This window comes from Rhizobium cauense (genome assembly GCF_019511525.1).
GTDB classification, from domain to species: Bacteria; Pseudomonadota; Alphaproteobacteria; order Rhizobiales; family Rhizobiaceae; genus Rhizobium; species Rhizobium cauense.
The window spans coordinates 21,221-33,583 of record NZ_JAEUAT010000012.1; the positions used below are offsets into that span (position 1 = coordinate 21,221).

A 12,363-nucleotide genomic window follows, 5' to 3' on the forward strand; every position below is an offset into this window, starting at 1 on the left:
CTCTTGTTTATGACGAAATGATGCGCAATGTCATAACGCAGTGTTCTCAATGCTTAGCGCATAACCCCTTAAATCGAAATCGATTTAGGGCAGTCCATTATGAATGTTCCGGCTTCTCGCATCAGCAAGAGCCGTGCAACGCAGTAAAGTCAAAGGGATGGCGATGGGGAAGAAGCACAAGGACGGAAAGAAGCAGAAGTCCAAGAAGAAGGACCAGACCGAATACACGATCATCGATCTTTCGCCGGCTTTGACACAGGCGGCCCGATCGATGCGCACCGTCCTGTCACGCAACCTGCTTGAAAGCGGGCTTTACGCCGGCCAGGACGGCGTGATCCTATCGCTTGCGGAGAGTGACGGGATGACCGCCGGCGGCCTCGCGCAGAAACTCGGCGTCAAGGCGCCCACGATGACGCGCACCATCGGACGCATGGAGGCGCAAGGTTTCCTCGAGCGCAAGGCGGATGACGAGGACGCCCGGCTAACGAAGGTCTACCTGACCGAACTTGGTCGCGGCAGTGTCAAGGCGATCGAGACAGCCTCTTCTGCTTGCGATCAGATGGCGACCCAGGAATTTTCCGAGAAGGAGATTCGCAATCTTGTCCGTCTGTTGAAGGCAATCGACGCCAACCTGCAGTCTGCCGCAATTCCGCTCGACGAGCCTGAGGAAATTTGACGGATTTGTGAAAATACGAATTGCCTCGTTGCGTTTAATCTTTTAATTAAACATTTTAATAACGCTTGACCGTCGGTCGGGTGCAGGAAAACCGCGCGTTGCCTGGGGAGGACACGTGGCTCAAAAGATCAAGCTTTCGACGATCGCCGAAACGCTCGGCATTTCAACAGCAACCGTATCTCTTGCCTTACGCGACAGCCCGCTGGTGGCCGGCGCTACCCGAGACAAAATCAAGGAACAAGCACGCGCGCTCGGCTATATCTATAACCGCCGCGCAGCGAGCCTGCGGACTTCTCGGTCCGGCATCATCGGTGTTGTCGTGCACGACATCATGAACCCGTTCTACGGCGAAATCCTGAAGGCGATCGAAAGCGAACTCGACCGCAGCCGGCACACCTTCATCCTGTCCAATCACTACGATTCGGTCGAGAAGCAGCGCACCTTCATCGAAACGCTGCTGCAGCTCGGCGGCGACGGTGTGATCATGTCGCCGGCGATCGGCACGCCGCAGGAGGATATGCAGCTTGCCGAAGACAATGGCATGCCGGCGATCCTTGTCGCCCGCTCCTTGGACGGATCCGATCTTCCAACCTATCGCGGCGATGACAGCTACGGCATCTCGCTTGCCACCAATCATCTGATCGGTCTCGGACATCGTTCCATCGCCATGATCGGCGGCACCGACCAGACCTCGACAGGCCGCGATCGCTATCAGGGTTATGTCAACGCGCTGCGCAAGGCCGGTATCGATGTCGATCCGGGGCTGCGCATTCCCGGCCCGCGCTCGATGCAGGGCGGCTTCGAGGCGGCCGTTCACTTCCTGTCGCTGCCGCAAAAGCCGACGGCCGCCGTCTGCTGGAACGATCTCGTGGCGATCGGCCTGATGAACGGCATTGCCCGCGCCGGTCTCGTCCCCGGCAAGGATATATCCGTCACCGGCTACGACGATCTCGAGGAAGCGTCGATTTCAACGCCTGCGCTGACAACCGTGTGGAATGGGCAGGCCGAGGTCGGACGCCTCGCAGCCCGTGCACTTCTCGATCGCCTGGCCGGCAGTCACGAGCCCGACGGGATACATCTCATCAAGCCGGAGATGCGCATCCGCCAGTCAACCAGCCCGCACCGCGAGCGCCCCTAAGCAAGCCAAGAGGAAAAGCCATGTCCCGCATCGCCGTTCTCGTTCCCGGGAAGATACACGGGCGCGTCCTGACGCGTCTGAAGGAAAGCTTCGATGTGATCGAAGCCGATCCGGCGACGCTTGATGCGGAGACCGCGGGGCGCATTCGTGGTGTCGCCGTCTCGGGTACGTTCAATGCGGCCGCGATCGACCGCCTTCCGAACGTCGAGCTGATTTCCAGTTTCGGAGTCGGCTATGACGGCGTCGATGCCAAGCATGCGGCGACCAGGGGCGTCATCGTCACGAATACGCCTGATGTGCTGAACGACGAAGTCGCTGATACCGCGATCGGCCTTTTGCTCAACACGATCCGCGAGTTTCCACGCGCCGAGAACTGGCTGCGCGCCGGCAACTGGAAGCCCGGGCAGAACTATCCGCTGTCGCGTTTCTCGCTGAAGGGCCGGCATGTCGGGATTTATGGTCTTGGCCGCATCGGTCAGGAGATCGCCAAGCGGCTGGAGCCCTTCAAGGTGAAGATCAGCTACCACACGCGCACGCGTCATGCAGATGCGCCGTATGGCTATTATCCGTCGCTGAAGGATCTTGCCGAGGCGGTCGATACATTGATTTCGATTGTTCCGAAGACGCCGCAGACGCACAAGACGATCGACGCTGAAATCCTCTCGGCACTTGGGCCGGAAGGTGTCTTCATCAATGTCGGGCGCGGCTGGACGGTCGATGAGGATGCGCTCGCGCAAGCCCTGAGGTCCGGGACGATCGGTGCTGCCGGTCTCGACGTTTTCTACGACGAGCCCAATGTGCCGGCGTCGCTTCTGGATCTGCCGAACGCCGTGCTTCTGCCGCATCTTGCCTCGGGCTCGGTGCCGACGCGCAATGCCATGGCGGATCTCGTCGTCGATAACCTCGGCGAGTGGTTCGGCAAAGGCAAGGCGATCACTCCCGTGCCGGAGACGCCCCAAAAGGCGTGAATTGCACAGCGGTGCACCTTGTGCGCCTAAAACGTGACGACTGAGCCCGGAGCCGCTTGAACGGCGCCGGTCCCTCATACATCTATCAGGATGCGGCCCTCGTTACTGCAACCGGGCCGGCCTCGCTGATCGAGCATGGGTTAGGAACGGAACGTCATGAACGAAATGCGGCGCAAGCTGACGACGATCTTCTCTGCGGATGTTCAGGACTATACGCGGTTGATGGGGGCTGACGAAGAAGGCACCCTCGCCATGTTGAAGTGGTCGCGCGATGCGATGTCGCGGCTGATCGGCGCGCATGGCGGCCGCGTGATCAACACCTGGGGCGACGGCCTGATCGCCGAGTTTCCGAGCGTCGTCGAGGCTGTGCGCGCCGCGGTGGATGTCCAGAACGAACTTGTTGGCATGAATGCCGACCGACCGGCAGAGGGTCGTATGCTCTATCGGATTGGCATCAATCTTGGCGATGTCCTCGCCGAGGGCGACGATATCTATGGCGATGGCGTCAACATCGCCGCCAGGCTTCAGGCTTCAGCGCCGGCCGGGGGCATCGTGATTTCCAACACCGTTTATGACCAGGTTCGCAACAAGGTGGCCGTCGGCTTCGATTTTCTTGGGGATCTGACGGTCAAGAACGTCAGCGAGGCGGTGCCGAGCTATGCCGTGCGGATCGGTGAAGACACGTCCGCAGCGCCTGCTCCTCCAACACGCCCTCCGCCTGTTTCTGTGCGGACCGAACCGAGCCAGGCTTTAGGGGGGAGAGCGAGGAAGACGGGTGGAGTGTTCGCAGTTGTTGCGATCGCGCTGGTGGTGATCAATCTGCTGACATGGAAAGGCGTGTTCTGGGCTGTCTGGCCACTCCTCGGCTTTGCCTTCTTCTCCGCGATGGCATGGGTTCGCAGCCAGAACCGTTTCGACCAACGCATCGCGAGCCTGGCGATTGTTGGCATCGGGCTTGTCATCATCAACCTGCTGACGTGGCACGGGGTGTTCTGGGCGATATGGCCGTTGTTGGCGATTGCCGTTACGGCCGGGCTGCGGTGGGCCATGCGAGGCTAGGGATCGCGTGGCCTGAACAGTCAGGCAATCACCTTGGCCTGCGATGCGGCGAGCTTGTCTGCGGCATATCTCCTTGCCGCATCGCCGAACGCGGTGAAGATCTGGTTCGATGGCTTGTCGGTTTCGGCCCAATATTCGGGATGCCATTGCACGCCGACGGCAAAGGCTGGAGCATCGATGACGGACACCGCTTCGATCGTGCCGTCCTCGGCGACGGCCTCCACCTGCAAGCGTGGAGCGGTCTCGGCGATGGCCTGACGGTGCAGCGAGTTCACCCTGATTTCGCCGGGGCCGACAATCCCCGCAATGCACGAGCCTTCCTTGACGAAGACGCTCTGCCGGATCGCATACTTGCCGTCCCGGTCGACCTCGGCTGGCGTGCGGTGATCCCATATGCCCGGCTGGTTCTGGATTTCGCTGGCGAGCGTACCACCCAGCGCGACATTGAGTTCCTGAATCCCGCGGCAGATTGCAAGCAGCGGAATGGCGCGGTCGATCGCGCGGCGGATCAGCGGCAGGGTGGTGGCGTCACGCGCGATATCGAAGGGGCCGTCGGCATCAGTCGCTGTTGCGCCATAGTAAGACGGGTGCACGTTGCTGGCCGAGCCCGAGACGAGAACGCCGTCGACGCGGTCCAGGACGGCGTCCGTTCCGTAGCCTTCCTCGAAGGCCGGGATGATGAAGGCCATGACACCAGCGGCGTTCAACGCGGCACGGACGTACTGATGCTGGACAGCGTGCCATGTGGCACCGTCGAAGGTACGGATATCGGCAGGAACGGCGACGATCGGCTTCGTCATTTTAACCCCGGTCGGAAGGAAACAGCTGGCTATTGTGAGAGCCGAGAACGGCTCGGAAGTCAACGTCTGGACGTAATCGCGGGCGGAATTGCGGCGCTCTTGGCCACGGGCGGATGGGTATCGCCGCTAACCTGCTGATTTTGATGGAGATGCGCTGCGCCACCATATTGCCGAAGTGATGCCAAAGACTAATGGGACAATGCTTGAAACGCATTCGACACCGTGCTTAGCTTCCCGCCATCGCTGCGGGCAGAGATGAGGGTTCACCTCGCAGCACCATCTATACGGGAGGTTTTTGATGGATCGTCGTTCATTCATGAAGAAGGCAGGCACCGCGAGTGCCGGTGCGGTTGCCGCCGCCACGCTGGCAGCGCCTGCTATTGCACAAGAGAACCCCAAGATTTCCTGGCGCATGACGTCGTCGTTCCCGAAGAGCCTGGATACGATCTATGGTGCGGCAGACGACATCTCAAAGCACCTTGCGGCGGCGACTGATGGCAATTTTACCATTCAGCCGTTTGCAGCAGGCGAGATCATTCCCGGTCTGCAGGCTGCCGATGCCGTCAGCGCCGGCACGGTCGAGGCAGCCCATACCTGCTCCTATTACTTCGTCGGCAAGGATCCGACCTATGCGATCGGCACTGCCATTCCGTTCGGTCTCAACGGGCGCCTGACCAATGCCTGGTTCTACGAAGGCAACGGCAACAAGCTGATGAACGAGTTCTACGCCACGCAGGGCATCTACGGCCTGCCGGCGGGCAATACGGGCGCTCAGATGGGCGGCTGGTTCCGCAAGGAAATCAATACGCTTGACGACCTCAAGGGCGTCAAGATGCGCATTGCCGGTCTTGCCGGCCAGGTGATCAGCAAGGTCGGCGTCATTCCGCAGCAGATCGCCGGCGGTGACATCTATCCGGCGCTGGAAAAGGGCACGATCGACGCCTCGGAATTCGTCGGCCCCTATGACGACCTGAAGCTCGGCCTGCACAAGGTCGCGAAGTACTACTACTATCCGGGCTGGTGGGAAGGTGGTCCGACCGTCCACGCCTTCTTCAACCTGGAAAAGTGGAACAGCCTGCCGAAGCATTACCAGGCGGCGCTGACCGATGCCTGCGCCTTTGCCAACACCAACATGATGGCAAAGTACGACGTGAAGAACCCGCCGGCATTGAAGCAGCTGGTGTCGGAGGGCGCTACGCTGCGGCCCTTCAGCCAGGAAATCATGGAAGCCTGCTTCCAGGCAGCGCTTGGCATCTACGCCGAGATTTCGGCGTCGAACCCGTACTTCAAGAAGATCTACGATGATCAGACCGCGTTCAAGCGCGACGCATACCTCTGGGCGCAGCTGTCGGAATACACCTTCGACACGTTCATGATGATCCAGCAGCGCGCCGGCAAGATCTGATCGACAGTTCCATCACGATGAAAAGCCCCGGATTTCGGTCCGGGGCTTTTTGCTGACAACTCTCGCTGTTTTGATACCCCTTGCTTCTCCGTCATTCCGGCCTTGAGCCGGAATCCAGCCCGCCGCGCGTGTGCGCTGCTAAAGAGCCTATCGCGATCAAGGACTTGATCGCGCTGGATACCGGCACAAGGCCGGTATGACGGCGATGGCTATCTCGCCCCTCCAGAAAATCAGGCCCCGGATCGGTCCGGGGCTTTTTTGCTGTCAGTTGATCTTCGACGGCTGGCGGAGATCCGTTGCCGGTGGGGGCGCCGCAGGCGTTGCGGGTGCCTGTGCCGGCGGCTGGCCGGGCAGCCCGTTCAGTGGCGGCAGGGTCAGCCCGGGCATCTGTGGTGAGCCGCCCGGTGCTCCCAGTGGTGGCAGCGACAGGCCGTTGCCGCCGAAGCCTGGAACCTCGATCTTGATCGAGTTCGGATCGACCTTCGGTCCCTTGTCGAGCCAATAAGTCACCGATTGCGGCCAGAAGATCACGATCGCGACGAGGATCAGCTGCATGCAGACCCAGGGCAGGGCACCCATGTAAATGTCAGAGGTCTTCACATTGCGGTCGGCGATGGAGCGCAGGTAGAAGAGTGCGAAGCCAAACGGTGGGTGCATGAAGCTCGTCTGCATGTTGACGCAGATCAGCACGCCGAACCAGATCAGGTCGATCCCGAGCGCGGACGCGACCGGCGCGAGCATCGGAATGACGATGAAGGCGATCTCGAAGAAGTCGAGGAAGAAGGCCAGCACGAAGATGAAGATGTTGACGAAGATGAGGAAGCCGACCGGGCCGCCGGGAATGCCCGAGAGCATATGCTCGATCCAGCGTGAGCCGTCCATGCCCTGAAAGACCAGGCTGAAGACGGTCGAGCCGATCAGGATCATCACCACCATCGAGGTAATGTGCATGGTCGAGCGCATGGCTTCCTGCATCAGCGGCCAGGTGAGGCGGCGATGCATGGCTGCAAGCACCATGGCGCCGACGACGCCGAGCGCGCCCGCCTCGGTGGGTGTCGCCAATCCCATGAAGATCGTGCCGAGAACCAGGAAGATGAGCACGATCGAGGGGACCATGCCTGAGAGAACCTTGAAGATCAGCGCCCAGTTGAAGTCGCCGCGCACCTCTTTCGGGAGCGGCGGCATGGAGGCCGGCTTCAGGATCGACAGGATCAGGATGTAGCCCATGAAGATAGCGACCTGCAGGATCGATGGCCCGATCGCGCCGAGATACATGTCGCCAACCGATTTGCCGAGCTGGTCGGCCAGGACGACCAGCACCAGAGATGGCGGAATGACTTGCGTGATGGTGCCGGAGGCTGCAATGACGCCGGTAGCGAGCCGCGGGCTGTAGCCGTAGCGCAGCATGATCGGCAGCGAGATGACGCCCATGGTGATGACGGAAGCGGCGACTGTGCCGGTGATGGCGCCAAGCACGGCGCCGACCAGAATGACCGCATAGGCAAGGCCGCCCGGAATGCGGCCGAACAGCTTGCCGGTACCCTCCAGCAGGTCTTCCGCGAGACCGCAGCGCTCCAGGATGGCGCCCATGAAGGTGAAGAAGGGGATGGCGAGCAGCAGGTCGTTGGAAACGATGCCGAAGAAGCGCAGCGGCAGGGCTTGCAGGAAGGCCTCGCTGAAATGCCCTGTGGCGATGCCGACAATGCCGAAGAACAGGCCGACGGCAGCCAGCGAAAAGGCGACCGGAAAGCCGTAGAGCATGAAGAGAACCATGCCCACGAACATGGCCGGCGGAATGATGCCGAAATCAAACAATGGTGTTCCTCCTGATCCGGCTTACTGCAGCGGCTTTTCGTATTTGGTATCCATCAGGATGTCGCCGGTGAGGGCCGCAATCCGCTTGATCAGCTCGGAGACGCCCTGAAGGGTCAGCAGTCCGAAGCCGAGTACGAGGATAAGCTTGACCGGCCAGCGGATCAGGCCGCCGGCGTTGGCCGAGACCTCGTGCTGCAAGTAGGAGGACAGGAAGAAAGGCCAGCAGAGCCACGTCAGGAAGATGCAGGCCGGGATGAGGAAGACGACCAGGCCGACGATGTCGATCCAGATCTTCGCCTTGTCCGAGACGGCGCCATAGATCAGATCGACGCGGACATGCTCGTTCATGCGCAACGTATGGGCGGCGCCGAGTACGACGATGAAGGCGAAGAGATACCATTGGATCTCGAGCCAACCGTTGGAACTGTAGTTGAAGGTATAGCGGACCAGGGCATTGCCGGCGCTGATCAGACAGCACAGAAGCACCATGTATTCAGACAGTTTTCCCATGAATTGGCTGACCGCATCGATCAGCCGGCTGGCGGTCAACAAAGCCGGCATGCCTTCTCCCCTGTTATATGTCGCGTCTTTGCGGCGCGTTCTCCCTCTCTTGGTGTAGACTAGCGTTTTCTGAATTGGAAGAATAAAGCCCCGGCCTAGGATTATAGTCTATGCTCGCGACGCGCCGATGGACCTACCTAGGCGTGTCAAAATATCTACGTCCGGCTGCATAAGTCCTTGTAATAAAAAATATTCGCGCAATGGTTTTGGAAAAAATGCCAAAATGTTTAAGGTGCTTGAAATCAAATTTTAAAGGGTTGGGGGTAACGTCTCGCGGCACAGGGAAAGTATGGATGAAGCCACATAACCCGAACAGGGTCCCTACCGACGTCTATCTGTCGTTTGTCAGCTCCCTCTTCGGGAATCGCATGACACTCGTTGCGGGTGTCATCGTGCATGTGGTTGCCTTCCTCGCCGTTGCCCTGAAGGCCGGTTCTTCGTTCTACGTTGTGCTTTCGGTCGCTTTCCTTGCTGTTTTCGCCGGCCGCATGGTGACGTTTCGGATGTTCGACAAGGTCGACAAGCTGACGCTGTCGCGCGCGCAGATCGAGCATTGGGAAACGATCTACGTTATCGGTGCCGCCTCAACCGCCGCGATTCTTGGCATCGGCAGCGGTTACGCGATCTTCTTCCTGCAGGATCCGTTTGCCGAACTCGCCTGCATCGCGGTTACCATGGCGTCTATGGTTTCCGTCGTCGGCCGGAACTATGGGTCGCAAAGGGCCATCGATCTGCAGACGCTGGCCTGCTGTCTGCCGATGATCATCTGCAGCCTGATGGCGCTCGATTTCTATCGCGCCATCCTCTCGGCCTTCCTCATTCCGTTTGGTCTGACGACGCGGGCAATGGCGAACGGCGTACGGGAATTCCTTTATGAGAACGTGATTGCTCGCCGCGAGATCACGTCGATCGCCGACCGATTTGACACGGCACTTAACAACATGCCGCACGGCCTCGTGATGGTCGATCCGGAAAACCGTATCCAGGTCATCAACCGCAAAGCCTGTGACCTCCTGAGGATCGGCGATCCGGAGCGGCTCAAAGAGCGCGATCTCGGCGCGGTGCTGCGCTACGGCGCTCGTTACAGCTTTATGGATTCCACGCAGCCAGAGCTGATCCTGCGACAGATGACGCATGTCGCCGAAGGCAAGCTGTCCCGGACGTTGATCCATTTTCCCGAAGATCTGTCTCTGGAGTTTTCCGCCAGCCGCCGCGCCGATGGCGGGGCCGTCTTGATTTTCGAAGACGTGACGAGCCGCGTGAAGGCAGAGCAGAAGATCCTGCACATGGTACGTTTCGATGCGCTGACTGGCCTGCCGAACCGCGAATACTTCAGCCACCTCGTCCAGGACTATCTGACGAAGCATCCGAAGAAACGCGGTCCCGTCGCCTTCATGGTCCTCGATATCGACGAGTTCAAGCACGTCAACGACATGCGCGGCCACATCACGGGCGACCACTTACTTTGTGCCATCGCAACCCGTATCGCCAAGCAGGCGGGTAAGGCGATCGTCGGCCGTTTGATGGGTGACCAGTTCATTCTGTTCTTCCCGCATGCGAAGGACATGGCTGCTCTCGATGCTGAGATCCACCGCTTCCATGAGAGCATTCAAGGCAATTACGAGGCCGATGACGTTACCTTCCTCGTTTCGCTGAGCGCCGGCTTTGCGATTCTCGAAAGCGATGCTTTCGCGATGGAGGAATGGAGCATCAAGGCTGATCTTGCTCTTTTCGAGAGCAAGTCGAAGCAGCGCGGCGGGATTGCCGGTTTCGAACGCGAGATGGACGGCCGCTATATCGAGCAGCAAAAGCTCAAGGCGGATTTGCGCGAAGCGATCGGGGAACACGGCCTCAGCGTCGCCTACCAGCCGATGTTCAAGGCGGATGGAACGCGCATCGAATGCGCGGAGGCGCTGGCGCGCTGGGTCCACCCCGAGAAGGGCTCGATCCCACCGGACGTTTTCATTCGCCTTGCCGAGGAAATGGGCATCATTTCCGAGATTACGCGCTTCATCCTGATGAAGGCGTGCCAGGATTGCATGAACTGGCCGGAGCATATTGCCGTTTCGGTGAACCTGTCGGCGCGCGATTTGCGGGACGCGGATATTCTTGCTGTCGTTTCCGAAGCGCTTGACGCGTCGGGTCTCGAGCCGGCGCGGCTGCATCTGGAGATCACTGAAAGCTGCCTGATCGACGAACCGGCCGCAGTACGCTCGATCCTTGCCGAACTCAGGGCACGCGGGATCACGATCGCGATCGACGACTTCGGCACCGGCTTCTCGAGCCTCAGCTATCTCGACACGCTTCCGCTTGACATCGTCAAGATCGACCGCTCGTTCCTGCGTAACATCGTTGAGGATGGCCGCCGGCTCAAGCTGCTGCGCGGTACCGTCAATCTGGCGCGCGAACTGGGCCTCAAGATTGTTACCGAGGGCGTCGAGACCTCCGAGCAACTGGCGTTGCTCAACAAGTATCGAGCTACGGATCTGGTGCAGGGCTACGTCTTCTCGCCGGCCGTTCCGGCGCAGAACATAGCGATCCTTTCCCAAAGCCTCAGCCGTCGCACAACGCCGCGTCGTCGCCCAAAAGTTGCATGATTTCGGTCAGCCTTTTAGCGGCCAGCGACGTCTTACAGGAAAGCCGCCGTTAACCTTAACAATTCAAATATAACGCAACGCCTCGCGTCATTCTTGCCCTTTGCCGGTTCCGTATGATTAATGCTTCGTTAACAGGCGGACCGGGCAACTATGACAAACAACCTTTTGAAGACGAGTGATTTCAGCAGCAAACTTCTCGAAATAATGGACCACGTCGAATACCGTCGCGTCGAAAGCGGCGAGGACATGGAAGCGGTGGAGCGCCTGCGCTACAAGGCCTACAAGGCTCGTGAAGTGCTTCCCGTCGCCGCCAAAAGCATGATCGACGAAGCGGATTTTGACAGCCAGGCGTATGTTTTCGGACTGTACTATTATGAACAGCTCGTCAGCACGATTCGTATCCATCACGTGACGCCGGACCATCGTGTCTCACAATCGGGCGGTATCTTTCCGGCGGAAATGGACGCGTTTCTGGACGCGGGGATGAGCCTGATCGATCCTGCGCGCTTCGCTGCAGATCCCGAGCTCAGCACTGAAATGCCGTGGATCCCCTATTTGACGCTGCGTCCGAACATCGTGGCTGCCGCGCATTTTCGCGCAGACCGTGTAATGCAGCATGTGCGTCCGGCACACGCTGCCTTCTACAAGCGTGTCTTTTACGCGGATACCGTCGTTGCAAGCCGCATGACCGAAACCTACGGCTTCGATCTTACGCTGATGGCGACCAACGTGATCGAGGTTGGACGGAAGCTTCTAACGCGGTATCCGTTCTTCATATCGAGCGCCAGCGAGCAGCGGATGATGTTTTCGCGCGATCCGGCGGACAGGTTGCGGGCGCTGACGATCATCCCGACGGCACGTTTTGTTCCGGAAGGCCAGCTCGGGACCGACCTTCCACTGTAAGCCATCCGTCAGAAAATTTGCATGAGAATGCCGCCAGCATGCGGCATTCTCATGCATTGCGTTTATCAAAGCTTTGTGTAATCCCTCTGCAGGGAAGATTTCCTCGCGGGACCGAGGGAGTCAGCAGTTGAACGGCCGCTTTGCTTGCCGGCCGGGAAGTTTGAGGGAGACGATATTCATGGCCGAGCATCACACGGGACCTGCAGAGGTCGGTGCGCCGATGGACTATAAGGAACACGAGCAGACCTACGTCATGTTCCTTGCGGCAGCAAAGTACGGCACTCTGTTTCTTGTCGCTCTCCTGCTTGGCATGACCGCTGGCTTTTTCACCGGCGCAGGTTTTCTTGGCGGCCTCGTCGTCCTGCTGATCGTCTTTATCGCGGGCCTCGTACTTCTGCGCTAAGCGCAGCGCGGGGAGGGGCACTTTTCCATAGCTTTGAC

Annotated in this window: 11 protein-coding genes; 8 read left to right on the plus strand and 3 right to left on the minus strand. The window is 59.6% G+C overall.

Translation table 11 applies throughout. The annotated features are described in order from the left end of the window. The first annotated feature begins 163 nt into the window (after positions 1 to 163). The 4 genes from JNB88_RS21235 (at position 164) to JNB88_RS21250 (ending at position 3,841) form a co-directional block, all read left to right on the plus strand. Positions 164 to 676 carry a MarR family winged helix-turn-helix transcriptional regulator gene (locus JNB88_RS21235; protein WP_220357142.1) on the plus strand — a complete coding sequence of 171 codons (513 nt, stop codon included), beginning with the start codon at positions 164 to 166 and terminating at the stop codon, positions 674 to 676. A gap of 115 nt (positions 677 to 791) precedes the next feature. Continuing rightward, positions 792 to 1,814 carry a substrate-binding domain-containing protein gene (locus JNB88_RS21240; RefSeq protein ID WP_037133450.1) on the plus strand — a complete coding sequence of 341 codons (1,023 nt, stop codon included), beginning with the start codon at positions 792 to 794 and terminating at the stop codon, positions 1,812 to 1,814. Positions 1,815 to 1,834: 20 nt separating this feature from the next. Further along, positions 1,835 to 2,782 carry a 2-hydroxyacid dehydrogenase gene (locus tag JNB88_RS21245; RefSeq protein ID WP_220357143.1) on the plus strand — a complete coding sequence of 316 codons (948 nt, stop codon included), beginning with the start codon at positions 1,835 to 1,837 and terminating at the stop codon, positions 2,780 to 2,782. A 156-nt stretch (positions 2,783 to 2,938) separates the two neighbouring features. Further along, on the plus strand, positions 2,939 to 3,841 hold the full coding sequence (locus tag JNB88_RS21250) for an adenylate/guanylate cyclase domain-containing protein (protein ID WP_220357144.1): 903 nt from the start codon (positions 2,939 to 2,941) through the stop codon (positions 3,839 to 3,841). Positions 3,842 to 3,861: 20 nt separating this feature from the next. Here the strand turns inward: JNB88_RS21250 and JNB88_RS21255 are convergent, their stop codons facing one another. Further along, positions 3,862 to 4,641 carry a gamma-glutamyl-gamma-aminobutyrate hydrolase family protein gene (locus JNB88_RS21255; protein ID WP_220357145.1) on the minus strand — a complete coding sequence of 260 codons (780 nt, stop codon included), beginning with the start codon at positions 4,639 to 4,641 and terminating at the stop codon, positions 3,862 to 3,864. 298 nt (positions 4,642 to 4,939) lie between these two features. On the opposite strand from JNB88_RS21255, the gene JNB88_RS21260 reads away from it, so the two are divergent. Then, positions 4,940 to 6,046, plus strand: coding sequence for a TRAP transporter substrate-binding protein (locus tag JNB88_RS21260; RefSeq protein ID WP_220357146.1), 1,107 nt, complete (start codon positions 4,940 to 4,942; stop codon positions 6,044 to 6,046). Positions 6,047 to 6,310: 264 nt separating this feature from the next. Here the strand turns inward: JNB88_RS21260 and JNB88_RS21265 are convergent, their stop codons facing one another. Beyond that, the gene (locus tag JNB88_RS21265; RefSeq protein ID WP_220357147.1) at positions 6,311 to 7,861 is read right to left on the minus strand and encodes a TRAP transporter large permease; all 1,551 of its coding nucleotides are present in this window, start codon (positions 7,859 to 7,861) and stop codon (positions 6,311 to 6,313) included. Between the two features lie 21 nt (positions 7,862 to 7,882). Next, the gene (locus tag JNB88_RS21270) at positions 7,883 to 8,422 is read right to left on the minus strand and encodes a TRAP transporter small permease subunit (RefSeq protein ID WP_220357148.1); all 540 of its coding nucleotides are present in this window, start codon (positions 8,420 to 8,422) and stop codon (positions 7,883 to 7,885) included. A gap of 293 nt (positions 8,423 to 8,715) precedes the next feature. Here JNB88_RS21270 and JNB88_RS21275 point away from each other — a divergent pair, with 293 nt between their 5' ends. From JNB88_RS21275 to JNB88_RS21285, 3 genes are all read left to right on the plus strand, one after another. Beyond that, positions 8,716 to 11,019, plus strand: coding sequence for a putative bifunctional diguanylate cyclase/phosphodiesterase (locus JNB88_RS21275; protein WP_220357149.1), 2,304 nt, complete (start codon positions 8,716 to 8,718; stop codon positions 11,017 to 11,019). Positions 11,020 to 11,169: 150 nt separating this feature from the next. Then, the gene (locus tag JNB88_RS21280) at positions 11,170 to 11,922 is read left to right on the plus strand and encodes an N-acyl amino acid synthase FeeM domain-containing protein (RefSeq protein WP_220357150.1); all 753 of its coding nucleotides are present in this window, start codon (positions 11,170 to 11,172) and stop codon (positions 11,920 to 11,922) included. 178 nt (positions 11,923 to 12,100) lie between these two features. After that, entirely contained in the window at positions 12,101 to 12,325 is a 225-nt protein-coding gene (locus tag JNB88_RS21285) for an aa3-type cytochrome c oxidase subunit IV (protein ID WP_037133469.1), read from the plus strand. The last annotated feature ends 38 nt before the right edge of the window (positions 12,326 to 12,363 follow it).